Source organism: Aeromicrobium halocynthiae, assembly GCF_039531385.1.
Classification (GTDB): domain Bacteria; phylum Actinomycetota; class Actinomycetes; order Propionibacteriales; family Nocardioidaceae; genus Aeromicrobium; species Aeromicrobium halocynthiae.
The window spans coordinates 90,544-105,294 of sequence record NZ_BAAAPY010000006.1 but is presented as its reverse complement, the minus strand read 5'-3'; the positions used below and the strand labels follow the sequence as shown (position 1 = coordinate 105,294).

The following is a 14,751-nucleotide window of genomic DNA, read 5'->3' as shown; positions in this document are numbered from 1 at the left end:
CGGGCGTGGCCAGCGGGGTCAGGCGTCGCGGACCACGGCGACGTCGACGACGCGACCGATGCCGATCACGACGGCGGCCAGGACGACGACCATGACCGCGGCGAGCGTCGCGGTGACCGGATCGGCGACCACGAGCTGTGGGATGTCGCGCTCGGGGATCGCCGAGGCCGCCGCTCCGGCGCCGAGGAGACCGATCCAGTTGCCGGTCATGGCCGCACGGTGCGAGGCGATGCGTCCCTGACGCGCCCCGAGCACGCCCAGGGGAACCGTCACGAGCGTGACGATCGACAGGGCGTGCAGGGCACTGAAGGAACCTGGGGTGATCTCGCGGATCCAGAAGGACGACGCGGCGACGAACAGGATCGCGACGACCCACACCCGGCCGGCGAGCCGGTGTCCCGGGGTACCGCGGGGGCCGATGAACAGCTGCCACCCCCCGACCAGGAGGGCGACCAGGGCGGCGAACGCGTGCGTGGCGACGAGCGGGGTCATGGCATCTCCGGGTCGAGGACGGCGAGGAGGGGGTCGGTGACGGCGAGGACGTCGGCCTCGGAGACCTGCGCGGCCTCGAGAAGACGAGCGAAGGCGCCCCCGAGGAGCTCTCCGCCGGCGGTCACGAAGCGCTCCCCCGCCGACGTCAGGGCCAGGGTGCGCCGGTTGCCTTCCCCCGGGGACCTCTCGGCGAGCAGGAGGCCGTCGTCGACGAGCGCCTGCACCATCCGGCTGGTGGCCGGCGCCGAGGTGCCGCGCGCCGTGGCGAGGTCGGCCTGGGTGGGCCGCTCGAGCGCCTGCACCGTGACGAGGGTCAGGAAGCGCGCGTACCCGGTGCCGTGCGCCTCCAGCAGCATCCGGTCGGCCGCGGTGTCGAGCGTCGCCACCAGCGTGTGCAGACGATAGGCGGGCCGGGAGGCGTCGTAGGACACGCGAACATGTTGTCACGGGTAAGTTACCTAGGTCAACATTGTGCCGTCGGTGTGTCCGCGGCGCCCAGTCAGGGCGCCGATGCGTCCCTGTCCTCCGGCGACTCCTCGTACAGCCCGAGGACGTTGCCGTCCGGATCGGCGACGAGCGCCCACGAGGACGTCTCGCTGATCGGAGCCTTCGCAGCGACGACGCGACCACCGTGCGACTCCACCACGGCGAGCGTGTCGTCGATGGAGTCGACCTCCACCACCGAGCGCGGCTGGGCGAACCCGTCCTCGCGGGACGTGAGGGCTCCCCCACTGATGCCGTTGGGGGCCTGCCACATCGGGTACCCCTCGAACCCGGGGGCCTCCTCGATCCGCCAGCCGAAGACGCTGCCGTAGAACCGCGTGCCCGCAGCGAGGTCGGAGACAGGGATCTCGAGGTGGGTGATGTCGCCGTGGGCCATGGTCGTTCCCCTTCTCGCCGCGTCGGACAGGCTCATCGTGCTCCGTGACGGCGGCGGCGGCAAGGGCCGGCGACGACGGTCGTCAGGCGCGGCGGTAGGTGACGATGTCGAAGGCGACTCGCTCCGGCTCGGGACCGACGTGCGGGACGCGGCCCACCTCGTGCCACGCCTGCCAGTCGATCCTCGGGAAGAACGTGTCGCCGACCGGCGAGGCGGCGACACGGGTGACGACCATGAGGTCGACGCGACCCTCCTCGAGCGCCTGGGCGTAGACCTGCGCTCCCCCGACGAGGAAGACCTCGTCGTCGAGCTCGGCGCCGCGACGCAGCGCACCGTCGAGCGAGTGCACGACCTCGACCCCGTCGACGTCCCCCGCGGACCAGTCGGTGTCCCGGGTGACGACGATCGTGGTGCGCCCCGGCAACGGCCGGCCGATCGACTCGTACGTGGCCCGACCCATCACCATCGGGTGGCCGAGGGTGAGGCGCTTGAAGTTCGCGAGGTCCTCCGGCAGGCGCCACGGCAGCGAGCCGTCGACCCCGATCACCCGGTTCGCACCCATCGCGACGACGAGCGTGACCGTCATACGGCGATCGGCGCCTTGATCGCCGGGTGGGGGTCGTAGCCGGTGACCTTGATCGAGTCGAGCGTGAAGCCGTCGATGCTCGTGACGGAGGGATCGAGCCACAGCTCCGGCAGCGGGCGGGGCTCGCGGGTGAGCTGCTCGCGAGCCTGGTCGAGGTGGTTGAGGTAGAGGTGGGCGTCGCCGAGGGTGTGCACGAAGTCGCCGACGCCCAGGCCGGTGACCTGCGCGACCATGTGCGTCAGCAGCGCGTAGGAGGCGATGTTGAACGGCACGCCGAGGAAGACGTCGGCAGAGCGCTGGTACAGCTGGCAGGACAGCCGGTCGGGCTCGTCGCCGCCGGTGGGCGTGACGTAGAACTGGAAGAACGCGTGGCACGGGGCGAGGGCCATGGCGTCGAGGTCGGCGACGTTCCACGCGCTCACGACGTGTCGGCGCGAGTGCGGGTCGGACCGCAGGTTCGCGACCACGCCGGCGAGCTGGTCGATCGTCTCCCCCGACGGCGTCGGCCAGCTGCGCCACTGGTGGCCGTAGACGGGGCCGAGGTCGCCGCGGTCGTCGGCCCACTCGTCCCAGATCGTGACGCCGTTCTCACGCAGGTAGGCGGTGTTGGTCTCACCCGCCACGAACCACAGCAGCTCGGCGACGACGGACTTGAGGTGCACCTTCTTGGTGGTCACGACCGGGAAGCCCTCGGCGAGGTCGAAGCGCATCTGGTGGCCGAAGACGCTACGCGTCCCGGTGCCGGTGCGGTCGGACTTCTCGACCCCCTCGTCGAGGATCCGCTGGACGAGGTCGAGGTACGTGCGCATGGGGGCATGCTACGCGGGGGTGCGGACGGCTGTGCGAAACTCAGCCGCATGTTCCCCGACGAGTACGACGCGTCGCCGGGCGAGGTCCGTCGGTTCGTCGCCCTCCAGGTGGTCATCACCGCCGGGTTCGTGGTGGTGCTGTTCTTCGCCCTCGGTGGAGCCGACGACGCCCGCCCGCCGTGGTGGGCGATGGTGCTGATGGTCGCTCCCGTGGCCGTGGCGGCCTTCTTCGCCGAGCGCGTGTGGATGGACGCTCCGGCGCTGGACCCCGCCACTCCCGCGACGGAGCAGCGACGTCGGGGCGTCGCCGTCTACGCCGCGCACACGGTACGCCGGCTCGCCATCTGCCAGGCTCCGGTGATCATCGCCGTCCTGGTGACGTTCGTCGCTCCCTGGGGCGCGTGGTCCCTCGTCGTCGGTGCCGTGCCGGGCATCGCCCTGCTGGCCTTCGAGGCCACGCCGTCGCTGCGGACCACCACCCTGACCGAGGTGGTGCTCGACGCCGACGGCGCCGAGTCGGGCCTCGTCGAGCAGTTCGCCGAGCGCTGAGACCCGCCCCACCGGCCCCGGCCGGCCCGTTCCCCTTCGACTTGCAGGAGGCCCGCCCATGAGCGCCGACGTCAGCGTCCGCCTCGCCTGGCCCGACGACGCCCCGGCCGTGGCCGACGTCCAGCTGCGGACGTGGCGGGCCGAGTACGCCGACGTCCTCGGTGACGACGTCGTCGCCGGTCTCGACCCCGAGGGGGTCGCCGAACGCTGGCGAGCGTCGGTCGTGGCACCGCCGGAGGCCCGGATGCGTGTCCTCGTGGCGCTCGAGCGGGCCACCGTGCGCGGCTACGCCGTCGTCCACCCGTGCTTCGACCCCGACGCCGACCGCGTGGCCGACGGCGAGGTCGGCGGCTTCGTGGTCGATCCCGAGCACCGTCGCGCCGGGCACGGGTCACGCCTGCTCCAGGCCGCCGTCGACACCTTGCGCGCCGACCGTTTCACCCGCGCCGTCTGGTGGCTCTCCTCCACCGACGACGTGCTGCGGCGATTCCTCGTCGAGTCCGGGTGGGAGACCGACGGCGCCCACCGCGAGCTCCAGGACGAGACCGGCCGGGCCATCAAGCAGGTGCGCCTGCACACGGCACTGACCGACGAGTCCGAGCTCACCGAGGGATGAGCCGGCGGACCCGCTCCGTCCGTGCCGACTCACTCGGCGTCGGCCTCGCCACCGGCACGTACGGCATCTCCTTCGGAGCACTCGGCACCACCTCGGGCCTCGACGTCGCCCAGACGTGCGCCCTGTCGCTGCTGGCGTTCACCGGAGCCTCGCAGTTCGCGTTCGTCGGGGTCGTGGCCGCCGGTGGTGCACCGCTGACCGGAGCACTCACGGCCGTGCTGCTCGGGTCGCGCAACCTGTTCTACGGTGTCAGCCTCGCCGCGCTGCTCCGCCTTCGCGGCCTCGCCCGACTCGCCGGGGCGCACCTGGTGATCGACGAGTCGACCGCCATGGCGGTCGCCCAGGAGGACGAGCGTGACGGCCGCACCGGCTTCTGGTGGACCGGGCTCAGCGTCTTCCTCCTGTGGAACCTCGCGACGCTGGTCGGCGCCGTCGTCGGCTCGGCGATCGGAGACCCGAGGACGTACGGACTCGACGCAGCCGTCGCCGCCGCCTTCCTGGGACTCCTGTGGCCACGGCTGAGCACTACGGCGGGACGGCTGTGCGCCCTCGTCGGGGCCTCGGTCGCCCTGGTGCTCGTGAGCTGGACCCCGGCCGGTGTGCCGATCATCGCCGGTGGTGCCGTCGCGGTGCTGGTCGGACTGCTGTGGCCGGTCAGGGAGGGGTCGTGACCGGGCTGTGGGCCGGCGTCCTGCTGACGGCGGCCGGCTGCTACGCCCTGAAGCTCGCCGGGCTCTCGGTGCCCGAACGGTGGCTGGAGCACCCCCTCACCCGACGTGCCACCCTGCTCATCCCGGCCGCCCTGCTCGGGGCGCTGCTCGCCGTGCAGACCCTGGGCGCCGACCATTCGCTGGCGGTCGACGCCAGGGTCGCTGCCCTCGGCGTCGCGGCGGTCCTGCTGTGGCTACGGGTGCCGTTCCTGCCGATGGTCGTCGTCGCGGCCGCGACCGCGGCGCTGCTGCGACTCTGAGCGTCTCGGCACCAGCTCGGCCAGTGTCACCCACTGCTCGACGTCGAGGTCGCGCGGCAGGTCCCGCGACCCGACGGAGGACGACCTCGCCCAGAGGTCTCGCACCGATCGACCGTGGCGCCGTCCCACCACGTCGAGGACGCCGCGGCCCCTGCCGGTGAAGGTCTCGGTCACGACGGAGCGGTGGTGGACGGCGTCCGCGACCAGCGGGACCGGTCGACGTCGGACCTCCAGCAGCCCACCGTCGACCGACGTCACCGGCCGGAACGACGTCGCCGGCACCCGGTGGACGAGCCCGAAGGTGAACCACGGCCACCACTGCGCCGCCATGAGGGTCGTCCCACCGACGCCGGCGCGCTTGCGCGCGACCTCCCACTGCAGCAGGAGGATCGCGTGGTGCCAGTGCGGTGCACCGAGCAGTCGGCGCAGCAGCGGCGTGGTGATGCCGTAGGGAACGTTGGAGACGATGTCGGCACCGGTGTCGAGGCGGTGTCGCGCCAGGTCGCCGCGGACGACGTCCACGCGTCCGGCGAGCCGGCGCCGCAGACGGGCGGCGCGGCGCGCGTCGATCTCGACGGCCGTGACGGGACGCCCCAGGGCCGCGAGAGGGCCGGTGAGGGCACCGTCTCCTGGCCCGAGCTCCAGCAGTGGGCGGTCGTCGGGCCATGTGGCCACGACGGAGAGGACGGTGTCGACCACGCGGGGGTCGACGAGGAAGTTCTGGCCGAGCTCGTGTCGGCCGGTCGTGTGAGGCATGCTGGCTCCTGGGTGAGGAGCCGGACGCAGTCGAGCGATGCCGCTCGAGGATCGAGACGGTGGCGGGTAGGAACGCGCCGCGCTGCATCCGGCAGGTGGGGTGGACCTGCGGGACGGCGCGCGCCCACGACTCGGCACGCTCGAGCGTGCGGAGTCGGGTGCTGGCTGAGCAGTGGTGGGCGCGGCCGTCAGGCGGCGCGCAACCTCAGCGAGTTCGTCATGGCGCCAGGCTATCGCGGACCCGGTGCCGGCGGTCGGTCGAGCCCGAGCACGGCGTCGAGACCCACGGTGACGCCCGGACGGTCGGCGACTCCGCGCAGGGCCGCGACGACCCCGGGCATGAACGACTCGCGCGTCGAGGAGTCGTGGCGCAGCGCGAGGATCTCGCCCTCACCGCCGAGCAGCACCTCCTGGCTCGCCACGTAGCCGCGTGAGCGGACGGCGTGGACGCTGATGCCGTCGACGCTCGCACCGCGGGCGCCGTCGGGGTCGTGCGTGGTGGCGTCGGGGATCGCGGGGCTGCCGGCCTCGGCGCGCGCCTGCGCGATCAGCTCGGCGGTGCGGACGGCGGTGCCGGAGGGCGCGTCGACCTTGCCCGGGTGGTGCATCTCGATGACCTCGACGGACTCGAAGAACGGTGCGGCGACGGCGGCGAACCGCATCATGAGGACGGCGCCGATGGAGAAGTTCGGGACGACGAGGACGCCGACGCCCTCGTGCTGCGCCGCGACCTCCCGCAGTCGCTCGACGCGCTCCTCCCCGAAGCCCGACGTGCCGATGACGACGTGCACGCCCTGTCCGATCAGCCACTCGGCCTGCTCCGGCGCGACGTCCGGCGGGCTGAAGACGAGCGCGACCTCGGCGTCGGCCCCGGTCACCGCGGACAGCTCGTCCCCGACGTCGACGCGGGCGACGACCTCGAGGTCGTCGGTGGCCTCGATCGCGGCGGCCGAGGTCGAGCCCATCCGTCCGTCGGCACCCAGCACAGCGACTCGTGTCATGGGCCTAGCCTAGGGCCCGCCCTCGTGAGCCGGGAGCTGCCTCATCGCGTCGAGCGGACCACGTCGAGCATCGCCTCGACGCCCACGACCGCCTCCTCGAACGACGTCGTGAGCGGGGAGAGGCCGAGGCGGACGAGGTCGGGCTCGCGGAAGTCCGGCAGGACGCCTCGCTCGGCCATGCGTTCGGCGACGTCGCGCGCACCCGGGAGCCGCACCGTCACGTGGCTGCCGCGCGAGGCCGGGTCGCGCGGGGTGACGACGTCCAGGCCCTCGGCGTCGAGCAGGTCGAGGACGAGGCCGGTGAGCAGGACCGACTTCGCTCGGATCGCCTCCACGCCGGCCTCGTCGACCATGGCGACGCCCTCGCGGACCGCGAGCAGGCCCGCCACGTTCGGCGTGCCGGACAGCAGGCGGCGCGCGTCGGGGGCGGGTCGGTAGTCGTCGGCCATGGCGAAGAGGTCGTCGGCACTCCACCAGCCCGGGAGGGGCTGCTGCAGGTGCGGCAGGTGACGGGCGGCTGCGTAGAGGAACGCCGGGGCTCCGGGGCCGGCGTTCAGGTACTTGTAGGTGCATCCCAGGGCGAGGTCGACGTCGGCCTGGTCGAGGGCGATCGGGACGACCCCGACAGAGTGGCACAGGTCCCACACCACGAGCGCGCCGGCGTCGTGCACGCGTCGGGTGAGACGCGGCAGGTCGAGCAGGGCTCCGCTGCGGTAGTCGACGTGGCTCAGCAGGACGACCGCCGTCCGCTCCCCCAGGACGTCGGTCAGGTCCAGGGTGCCGTCGTCGCGCAACCCCACGGTCCGAAGGGTCCTGCCGGTGTCGGCGGCCACCCGTTGGGCGAGGTAGCGGTCGGTCGGGAAGTCGTGCGCAGCAACCACGATCTCGTCGCGCTCCGGACGCAGTCGGACCGCGGCGTGCAACGCCTTCGCGATGGCGATCGACGTCGAGTCGCCGACGACGGTCTGCCCCGCCGCGGCCCCGACGAGGCGTCCCACCTCGTCACCGACGGCGGTCGGCAGCTCGGCCCAGCCCTCGGACCACCCCCGAATGAGGCGGCCGCCCCACTCGTCGCGCACGAAGGTCTGGAGCCGTTCGACGGTTCGCCGCGGCAGTCGGCCGAGCGAGTTCCCGTCGAGGTAGGCCATGACGTCAGGGTCGAGGACGAACTCCCGGCGCCATCGGGCCAAGGGGTCCGCAGCGTCGAGGCGGGCGGCGCGTCGTCGGAGGTCGATCATCGTGGCCGATCGTCTCACGAGACCGGCGACCTGGACCTGCGGCGAGCCGTGGGACGGCGCAGGGCGAGGCAGGAGGCGCCGGGTGCTGCGGCCGGGCGGGAAGCGTGGATGATGTGGGACACGCACGGCAGGGACCACGGTTCCTTGCCCCCGACCCCGGGAAGCAACCCTGGTGCGGTGCACGGAAGCCTGGCCCTGATTCCTGATTCCCAGGACCTCCTGGGAATCAGCGAGCCGTCAGTGACGGGTGCGACTCACGTGGTCCGCCCCGGGTGGAACGGACCGCCCAGGTGGTGGTCGTGCGGGAGCCGGGACGGGCAGCACGCCTTCCTGGCACCGACCCCGGGAAGCAACCCATGGTCTGCGCAGGAGAACCGGGCCCGGCTACCCGATTCCCAGGACCTCCTGGGAATCAGCGAGTCGTCGGGCGGGACGGCGACGCCCGGTCCACCCCGCGGGGTGGACCGGGCGTCGAGGAGCCGATGGCTCAGGCGTCGGCCGGAGCGGTCTCGTCCTCGGTGGTGTCGTCCGCGGCGTCCTCGGACTTCTCGACGACGGGGATCAGCGAGAGCTTGCCTCGGTCGCCGAGCTCGGCGATCTCGACCTGGATCTTCTGACCCACGCTCACGACGTCCTCGACGTTGTTGACCCGCTGGCCACCGTTGAGGTCGCGCAGCTTGCTGATGTGCAGCAGGCCGTCCTTGCCGGGCAGGAGCGAGACGAATGCACCGAAGTCGACCGTCTTGACGACGGTGCCGAGGTAACGCTCACCGACCTCGGGCATCGTCGGGTTGGCGATCGCGTTGATGGCGTCGCGTGCGGCGTCGGCGGCGTCGCCGTTGTCCGCGCCGACGTAGACGGTGCCGTCGTCGTCGATCGAGATCTTCGCGCCGGTGTCGTCCTGGATCTGGTTGATCATCTTGCCCTTCGGGCCGATGACCTCACCGATCTTGTCGACGGGGATGCGCACCGTGATGATGCGCGGCGCGTAGGGGCTCATCTCGTCCGGGGTGTCGATGGCCTCGGCCATGACGTCCAAGATCGCGAGACGGGCGCCCTTGGCCTGCGTCAGCGCACCGGCCAGGATCTCGGCCGGGATGCCGTCGAGCTTGGTGTCGAGCTGCAGCGCGGTGATGAACTCGCGCGTGCCGGCGACCTTGAAGTCCATGTCGCCGAACGCGTCCTCGGCTCCCAGGATGTCGGTCAGCGTGACGTACTCGGTCCGGCCGTCGACCTCGCCGGAGATCAGACCCATGGCGATGCCGGCGACCGGCGCGCGCAGCGGGACGCCGGCGTTGAGCAGGCCCAGGGTGGACGCACAGACCGAGCCCATCGACGTGGAGCCGTTGGAGCTCAGCGCCTCGGAGACCTGGCGGATCGCGTAAGGGAACTCCTCGCGCGAGGGCAGCACGGGCAGCAGGGCCCGGCCGGCGAGCGCGCCGTGGCCGATCTCGCGACGCTTCGGCGACCCGACGCGACCGGTCTCGCCGGTCGAGAACGGCGGGAAGTTGTAGTTGTGCATGTAGCGACGCGTCGTCTCCGGGGAGAGCGTGTCGAGCTTCTGCTCCAAGTCGAGCATGTTCAGCGTGGTGATGCCCATGATCTGGGTCTCGCCACGCTGGAACAGCGAGGAGCCGTGGACGCGGGGCACGACGCCGACCTCGGCCGACAACGCACGGATGTCCGCGAGGCCGCGGCCGTCGATGCGGACCTTGTCGCGCAGGACGCGCTGGCGCACGAGGCTCTTGGTGACGGCGCGCAGGGCGGCGCCGACCTCCTTCTCGCGACCCTCGAAGCGGTCACCGAGCTGGTCCAGCACGTCGGCCTTGATCTGGGACTCACGGTCCTCGCGCTCGGCCTTGGAGACGATGGTGAGGGCCTCGCCCAGGGGGCCGGAGGCGATCTCGGCGACGGCGTCGTAGACGTCGTCCTGGAAGTCGAGGAAGACCGGGAACTCCTGGACCGGCTTGGCGGCGACCTCGGCCAGGGCGGCCTGGGCCTCGCAGAGCTGGCGGATGACGCCCTTGGCGGCCTCCAGGCCACCGGCGACGATCTCCTCGGTCGGCGCCTGGACGCCGGACTGGACGAGGTCCCACGTGGACTCGGTGGACTCGGCCTCGACCATCATGATCGCGACGTCGTCACCGGCGACGCGGCCGGCGACGACCATGTCGAAGACGGCGGTCTCGAGCTGGCTGTGCGTCGGGAACGCGACCCACTGGCCCTCGACGAGCGCGACGCGGGTGGCGCCGATGGGGCCGGAGAACGGCAGGCCGGAGATCTGCGTGGACGCCGACGCGGCGTTGATCGCCAGGACGTCGTAGGGGGTGTCGGGGTTGAGCGCCAGGACCGTGATGACGACCTGGACCTCGTTGCGCAGCCCCTTCTTGAAGGTCGGGCGCAGCGGGCGGTCGATCAGGCGGCAGGTCAAGATGGCGTCCTCGCTGGGACGACCCTCACGACGGAAGAACGAGCCGGGGATGCGGCCCGCGGCGTACATGCGCTCCTCGACGTCGACCGTCAGCGGGAAGAAGTCGAAGTGGTCCTTGGGGTGCTTGCCGGCCGTGGTGGCCGAGAGCAGCATGGTGTCGTCGTCGAGGAACGCGGACACGGAGCCGGCCGCCTGCTGGGCGAGCTGGCCGGTCTCGAAGCGCACGGTGCGCTGGCCGAAGCGGCCGTTGTCGATGACGGTCTCGGTGGAGTGGATCTCGGACATGGAGTCCCTTCGTTCGGCGAGCCGGTTCGGCTCGCGATGAGGGACGGGACGCAGGCAGGCGGGGTGTTGCATCGGTCTTCGATCGAGGCCCGCGGAAACGATTCCGAAGGCCACTACCGAGGACCGAGACGGCGTGCCTGGCTCCCGTCCTGGAGTGGTGTTCAGTTGTGGTCGTGGTCCTCGCTCCGAGGAGCCGGGACCGATGGGACGGGGCGACCACCCGGTGGGTGGTCGCCCCGATGCCTCAGCGGCGCAGGCCGAGTCGCTCGATGAGCGAGCGGTAGCGCTCGATGTCGGTGTTCTGCAGGTAGTTCAGCAGACGACGACGCTGGCCGACGAGCAGCAGCAGACCACGACGGCTGTGGTGATCGTGCTTGTGCTCCTTCAGGTGCTCCGTCAGGTGGGCGATGCGCCCGGTCAGCAGAGCGATCTGCACCTCCGGAGAGCCGGTGTCACCCTCGGCCGTGGCGTACTGCTCGATGATCTGCGCCTTGGGCATGTTGGCCACGGTGGGCGCAGCAGTCTTCTTCGACATTCGGTCTCCTCTGGAGGTCGTTGCACGGCGCGCCCGGGCCTGTTCACCGGGGCACTCGAATCCGTGGCCGTTGCACGGCAGCGACCACGATATCAGCGCCCACCCTCCAGGACCCAATCGCCGCGACGGTCGCCGTGGTGCGGGTCACCTCCTCGATCAGCGTGCGAGGACGGCGCGGACCGCCTCCACGTCGTCGCGCATCTGGACGACGAGGGCGTCGACGGAGTCGAAGGAGGCCATGGGGCGGACCTGCTCGACGAGCTCGACGCGGGCGTCGAGACCGTAGAGGTCGAGGTCGTGGCCGTGGTCCATGACGTAGGACTCGACGCGACGTTGCGTGCCGTCGAAGGTGGGGTTCGTCCCGATCGAGACGGCAGCCGGGTAGCGGGTGCCGGCGACGACCAACCGCCCGGCGTACACGCCGTCGGGCGGCACGGCGAAGCGCTCGTCGACGGGCACGTTGGCCGTCGGGTAGCCGAGGTCGCGTCCTCGCTGGTCGCCCGGGGTGACCGTCCCGGACACCTCGTGGGGCCGACCCAGCACCCTCGCCGCGGCCAGCAGGTCGCCCGCCGCGACGTGGCGACGGACCTGGGTGGAGGAGAACTCACCGTCGCGCAGCAGCGTGAGGGGCTCGGCCGAGACACCGAGCCGGGCGCAGTGCTCGCGCAGGAAGTCGGTGTCCCCGGCGGCTCGGGCCCCGAAGCGGAAGCTCTCCCCCACCACGACGTGCCGCGCCTCGAGGTCCTCCACGAGCGCTCGGTCCACGAACTCCGCGGGACTCCAGGCGGCCATCTCGGCGGTGAAGCCCAGGACGCGGACCTCGTCGGCCCCGTGCTCGTGCAACAGCTCGACACGCCGCTCGACGGTGGTCAGCAGCACGGGGGCACGGTCCGGACGCGTGACGGCGAGCGGGTGCGGCTCGAAGGTGACGGCGACGACCGGCAGACCGTCGGCGACCTCGCGCGTGCGGGCGAGGAGGTGCTGGTGACCGCGGTGCACGCCGTCGAACGTGCCGATCGTGACCGCCGCCGGCGACGTCCTGCGCCCGGTGCTGGATCCCGCCACCTCGGCCCACGTGTCCACGGGCGAAACTGTGCCACACCCCCCGACGAGGGGCTGCGCCAGCGCCGCCGGAGATGAGAACCTTCTCATCGGCGCCTCATGCCGATCCCATCGACCGCCGCCAGCCTGGAGCCATGAACCGATCACGCATCATCGTCGCCGCCCTCGCCGCGGTCGCCGTCGTGCTGCTCGGGCTGACGTGGGCTCGCGTCCTGGCCGACGACGAGGGTCCCGAGCCGACCTTCACCCCGATCAGCGTGACGACGCCTCCCGGCAGCTCTCCCTCACCGTCGCCCTCGCCCTCCCCACGCCCGAGCCCGTCGCCGAGCGCCGACGCCGACGACGACCGCTTCGAGCAGGTCACTCCAGCGCCTCGCGACATCGACGACGACGATGACGACTGGGACGACGACGATGACGATGACGACGACTGAGCGCCGATGAGGCGGACGTGAGCGGGACGGCCCGGGCCGGCTTCTCCGTCCGCCAACGTCTCACCGCCGCCGTGGCCGCCCTGTCCACGGCGGCTCTCGTCGCGGTCGGGGCGACCCTCTACGCGGTGGAGTCCCGCGAGCTGGGGCAGAGCATCGAGGCCGGCATCGGCCAGGAGGTCGACGAGCTGCGCCGGCTCCAGGCCGACGGTCTCGACCCCGAGACCGGTGAGCCGTTCGACTCCCCCGACCGTCTCGTCACCTTCTTCCTGACCCGCAACCTGCCCGACCCCGACGAGATGCTGTGGGCCTTCCCGCAGTCCGACCGTCCCTCGTTCGTCGGCGAGCCCGACCCGCGCCTGTCGCGCAGCCCCGAGTTCCCCGCCCTCGTGGCCGAGCTCTCCGAGACCGGCGGGATCCGCGACCTCGTCGTCGACGGTCGCCGCTACCGCGTGGGGGTGCAGCCGGTCGTCCAGGGCGAGGACCGCGCCTCCTTCGTGGTCACCTCCGACGTCACCGCGGCGCGGACGGCGCTGCTGGAGCTCATGGTCACCTACGCCCTGCTCGCGGCACTGTCGGTCATCGTCATCGCCGCGATCGCGTCGTGGGTCGCCGGTCGACTCCTCGCCCCGGTGCGCGAGCTCCGCGAGACCGCGCAGGGCATCAGCGAGGGCGATCTCACCGGACGCATCGAGGTGCGCGGCAACGACGACCTCACCGAGCTCCAACGGACCTTCAACGCCATGCTCGACCGCCTGGAGGAGGCGTTCGCCAGCCAGCGCCGGCTGCTCGACGACGCCGCCCACGAGCTGCGCACCCCCCTGACGGTGCTGCGCGGCCACGTGGAGCTGCTCGACGCCCACGACCCCGACGACGTCGCCTCCACCCGTGACCTGCTCACCGACGAGATCGACCGGATGGCCAGGCTCGTCTCGGACCTGCTGCTGCTCGCGAAGGCGGAGCGGCCGGACTTCGTGCAACCGTCCCCGCACGACGTGGAGGCCGTCACCCTGGGAGCCCTCGAGCGTGCTCGCGCACTCGCGCCGCGCAGGTGGGTGTTGGACGCGGTCGCACGCAGCACCCACGTGCTCGACGAGCAGCGGATCATCCAGGCACTGCTGCAGCTGGCGGACAACGCCGTCCGCCACACGCGTGAGGACGACGAGATCGGCGTCGGCTCGCGCGTGACGGAGGGCCGCCTCGAGCTGTGGGTGCGCGACACCGGCACCGGCGTGCCCGACGACATGCGCGAGCGGGTCTTCGAACGCTTCAGCCAGACCGAGGGCGCGACGGAGGGCTTCGGGCTCGGGTTGTCGATCGTGGGTGCCATCGCCGAGGCCCACGACGGCCGACTCGACCTGGACCCCGCGCCGGTCGACGGGCGCGGTGCTACCTTCCGAGTCACGATCCCCGCGGGAGGCCAGGCATGAATCGGATCCTCGTCATCGAGGACGAGCAGCGCATCTCCTCGTTCGTCGCCAAGGGCCTCAAGGCCGAGGGCTTCACCCCCACGGTCGTCGAGGACGGCATCACCGGGCTCGACTACGCCCTCACCGGTGACTTCGACCTCGTGGTCCTCGACATCGGGCTGCCCGGCAAGGACGGCTTCGAGGTGCTGAAGCAGGTGTCCGCCGACCGCCCCGAGCTGCCCGTCCTGGTGCTCACCGCCCGCGACTCCGTCGACGCCACCGTGACCGCGCTCGAGGGCGGTGCGGCGGACTACATGAGCAAGCCGTTCAAGTTCGCGGAGCTGCTCGCCCGCGTGCGGCTGCGGCTGCGCCCCGTCGCCGCGTCGGGACCGCCCGACGACGTGCTGACCGCCGGTGACGTCCGCCTCGACCTGCGGAAGCGGCGCGCCTACGTCGGGGAGCGGGAGGTCGAGCTGTCGGCCCGTGAGCTCTCGCTGGCGGAGGTCCTGATCGGTCACCGCGGGCAGGTGCTCTCGCGCGAGCAGCTGCTCTCCCACGTGTGGGGCTACGACTTCGACCCCGGGTCGAACGTCGTGGACGTCTACGTCGGCTACCTGCGCAAGAAGCTCGGTGCCGACCTCGTGACGACCGTGCGCGGTCTCGGCTACCGGGTCGACTGAGCGGCGCCCGGTCGCCGGCCC

18 protein-coding genes are annotated in these 14,751 nt (G+C 72.0%); 7 read left to right on the top strand and 11 right to left on the bottom strand.

Going from position 1 to position 14,751, the window contains the following annotated elements; all coding sequences use genetic code 11:
• Positions 1 to 18: 18 nt before the first annotated feature.
• From ABD213_RS09930 to ABD213_RS09910, 5 genes are all read right to left on the bottom strand, one after another.
• A complete protein-coding gene (locus tag ABD213_RS09930) occupies positions 19 to 492 on the bottom strand; it encodes a DUF2306 domain-containing protein (RefSeq protein WP_344327501.1) in 474 nt (157 codons plus the stop codon).
• Complete coding sequence (locus tag ABD213_RS09925; protein ID WP_344327498.1) at positions 489 to 923, bottom strand: MarR family winged helix-turn-helix transcriptional regulator; 435 nt, start codon at positions 921 to 923, stop codon at positions 489 to 491. The genes ABD213_RS09930 and ABD213_RS09925 overlap by 4 nt, the downstream gene beginning before the upstream one ends.
• Positions 924 to 991: 68 nt before the next feature.
• A complete protein-coding gene (locus ABD213_RS09920) occupies positions 992 to 1,372 on the bottom strand; it encodes a VOC family protein (protein WP_344327497.1) in 381 nt (126 codons plus the stop codon).
• Between the two features lie 82 nt (positions 1,373 to 1,454).
• A complete protein-coding gene (locus ABD213_RS09915; protein ID WP_344327493.1) occupies positions 1,455 to 1,958 on the bottom strand; it encodes a dihydrofolate reductase in 504 nt (167 codons plus the stop codon).
• Complete coding sequence (locus tag ABD213_RS09910) at positions 1,955 to 2,767, bottom strand: thymidylate synthase (RefSeq protein ID WP_344327487.1); 813 nt, start codon at positions 2,765 to 2,767, stop codon at positions 1,955 to 1,957. Before ABD213_RS09910 ends, ABD213_RS09915 begins: the two co-directional genes overlap by 4 nt.
• Before the next feature lie 48 nt (positions 2,768 to 2,815).
• On the opposite strand from ABD213_RS09910, the gene ABD213_RS09905 reads away from it, so the two are divergent.
• Genes ABD213_RS09905 through ABD213_RS09890 form a run of 4 tightly spaced genes read left to right on the top strand, consistent with a single transcriptional unit; the run spans position 2,816 to position 4,902 of the window.
• Complete coding sequence (locus ABD213_RS09905; RefSeq protein ID WP_344327484.1) at positions 2,816 to 3,316, top strand: hypothetical protein; 501 nt, start codon at positions 2,816 to 2,818, stop codon at positions 3,314 to 3,316.
• Positions 3,317 to 3,374: 58 nt separating this feature from the next.
• Positions 3,375 to 3,932: a GNAT family N-acetyltransferase gene (locus ABD213_RS09900; protein WP_344327481.1), complete on the top strand. Its 558-nt coding sequence runs from the start codon at positions 3,375 to 3,377 to the stop codon at positions 3,930 to 3,932.
• A complete protein-coding gene (locus ABD213_RS09895) occupies positions 3,929 to 4,603 on the top strand; it encodes an AzlC family ABC transporter permease (RefSeq protein WP_344327477.1) in 675 nt (224 codons plus the stop codon). The genes ABD213_RS09900 and ABD213_RS09895 overlap by 4 nt, the downstream gene beginning before the upstream one ends.
• On the top strand, positions 4,600 to 4,902 hold the full coding sequence (locus tag ABD213_RS09890; RefSeq protein WP_344327475.1) for an AzlD domain-containing protein: 303 nt from the start codon (positions 4,600 to 4,602) through the stop codon (positions 4,900 to 4,902). Before ABD213_RS09895 ends, ABD213_RS09890 begins: the two co-directional genes overlap by 4 nt.
• Here the strand turns inward: ABD213_RS09890 and ABD213_RS09885 are convergent.
• The 6 genes from ABD213_RS09885 to ABD213_RS09860 form a co-directional block, all read right to left on the bottom strand.
• The gene (locus tag ABD213_RS09885) at positions 4,837 to 5,658 is read right to left on the bottom strand and encodes a ribosomal RNA small subunit methyltransferase A (protein ID WP_344327473.1); all 822 of its coding nucleotides are present in this window, start codon (positions 5,656 to 5,658) and stop codon (positions 4,837 to 4,839) included. The genes ABD213_RS09890 and ABD213_RS09885 overlap by 66 nt on opposite strands.
• A gap of 230 nt (positions 5,659 to 5,888) precedes the next feature.
• Positions 5,889 to 6,659 (bottom strand): 4-hydroxy-tetrahydrodipicolinate reductase, encoded by a 771-nt coding sequence (dapB, locus tag ABD213_RS09880; RefSeq protein WP_344327471.1) that lies wholly within the window; start codon positions 6,657 to 6,659, stop codon positions 5,889 to 5,891.
• A 41-nt stretch (positions 6,660 to 6,700) separates the two neighbouring features.
• The gene (gene kynU, locus ABD213_RS09875) at positions 6,701 to 7,897 is read right to left on the bottom strand and encodes a kynureninase (protein WP_344327469.1); all 1,197 of its coding nucleotides are present in this window, start codon (positions 7,895 to 7,897) and stop codon (positions 6,701 to 6,703) included.
• Between the two features lie 487 nt (positions 7,898 to 8,384).
• Positions 8,385 to 10,613: a polyribonucleotide nucleotidyltransferase gene (locus tag ABD213_RS09870; protein WP_344327466.1), complete on the bottom strand. Its 2,229-nt coding sequence runs from the start codon at positions 10,611 to 10,613 to the stop codon at positions 8,385 to 8,387.
• Positions 10,614 to 10,857: 244 nt separating this feature from the next.
• Positions 10,858 to 11,112, bottom strand: a complete 255-nt coding sequence (rpsO, locus tag ABD213_RS09865) for a 30S ribosomal protein S15 (protein WP_344327737.1) — start codon at positions 11,110 to 11,112, stop codon at positions 10,858 to 10,860.
• Between the two features lie 192 nt (positions 11,113 to 11,304).
• Positions 11,305 to 12,231, bottom strand: a complete 927-nt coding sequence (locus ABD213_RS09860; protein ID WP_344327465.1) for a bifunctional riboflavin kinase/FAD synthetase — start codon at positions 12,229 to 12,231, stop codon at positions 11,305 to 11,307.
• A 113-nt stretch (positions 12,232 to 12,344) separates the two neighbouring features.
• On the opposite strand from ABD213_RS09860, the gene ABD213_RS09855 reads away from it, so the two are divergent.
• From ABD213_RS09855 to ABD213_RS09845, 3 genes are read left to right on the top strand one after another with little or no spacing between them, the layout of a single operon-like run.
• Positions 12,345 to 12,644 (top strand): hypothetical protein, encoded by a 300-nt coding sequence (locus ABD213_RS09855; protein WP_344327462.1) that lies wholly within the window; start codon positions 12,345 to 12,347, stop codon positions 12,642 to 12,644.
• Between the two features lie 17 nt (positions 12,645 to 12,661).
• Positions 12,662 to 14,071 (top strand): sensor histidine kinase, encoded by a 1,410-nt coding sequence (locus ABD213_RS09850; RefSeq protein ID WP_344327461.1) that lies wholly within the window; start codon positions 12,662 to 12,664, stop codon positions 14,069 to 14,071.
• Positions 14,068 to 14,730 (top strand): response regulator transcription factor, encoded by a 663-nt coding sequence (locus tag ABD213_RS09845; RefSeq protein ID WP_344327459.1) that lies wholly within the window; start codon positions 14,068 to 14,070, stop codon positions 14,728 to 14,730. The genes ABD213_RS09850 and ABD213_RS09845 overlap by 4 nt, the downstream gene beginning before the upstream one ends.
• Positions 14,731 to 14,751: the final 21 nt, after the last annotated feature.

Excerpts from the sequence above, each read along its gene's own strand:
- ABD213_RS09895 (WP_344327477.1), top strand. The coding sequence starts at position 3,929 with ATGAGCCGGCGGACCCGCTCCGTCCGTGCCGACTCACTCGGCGTCGGC.
- ABD213_RS09930 (WP_344327501.1), bottom strand. The coding sequence starts at position 492 with ATGACCCCGCTCGTCGCCACGCACGCGTTCGCCGCCCTGGTCGCCCTC.
- ABD213_RS09900 (WP_344327481.1), top strand. The coding sequence starts at position 3,375 with ATGAGCGCCGACGTCAGCGTCCGCCTCGCCTGGCCCGACGACGCCCCG.
- ABD213_RS09870 (WP_344327466.1), bottom strand. The coding sequence starts at position 10,613 with ATGTCCGAGATCCACTCCACCGAGACCGTCATCGACAACGGCCGCTTC.
- ABD213_RS09855 (WP_344327462.1), top strand. The coding sequence starts at position 12,345 with ATGAACCGATCACGCATCATCGTCGCCGCCCTCGCCGCGGTCGCCGTC.
- kynU (WP_344327469.1), bottom strand. The coding sequence starts at position 7,897 with ATGATCGACCTCCGACGACGCGCCGCCCGCCTCGACGCTGCGGACCCC.
- dapB (WP_344327471.1), bottom strand. The coding sequence starts at position 6,659 with ATGACACGAGTCGCTGTGCTGGGTGCCGACGGACGGATGGGCTCGACC.
- ABD213_RS09915 (WP_344327493.1), bottom strand. The coding sequence starts at position 1,958 with ATGACGGTCACGCTCGTCGTCGCGATGGGTGCGAACCGGGTGATCGGG.
- rpsO (WP_344327737.1), bottom strand. The coding sequence starts at position 11,112 with ATGCCCAAGGCGCAGATCATCGAGCAGTACGCCACGGCCGAGGGTGAC.
- ABD213_RS09905 (WP_344327484.1), top strand. The coding sequence starts at position 2,816 with ATGTTCCCCGACGAGTACGACGCGTCGCCGGGCGAGGTCCGTCGGTTC.
- ABD213_RS09910 (WP_344327487.1), bottom strand. The coding sequence starts at position 2,767 with ATGCGCACGTACCTCGACCTCGTCCAGCGGATCCTCGACGAGGGGGTC.
- ABD213_RS09920 (WP_344327497.1), bottom strand. The coding sequence starts at position 1,372 with ATGGCCCACGGCGACATCACCCACCTCGAGATCCCTGTCTCCGACCTC.
- ABD213_RS09845 (WP_344327459.1), top strand. The coding sequence starts at position 14,068 with ATGAATCGGATCCTCGTCATCGAGGACGAGCAGCGCATCTCCTCGTTC.
- ABD213_RS09885 (WP_344327473.1), bottom strand. The coding sequence starts at position 5,658 with ATGCCTCACACGACCGGCCGACACGAGCTCGGCCAGAACTTCCTCGTC.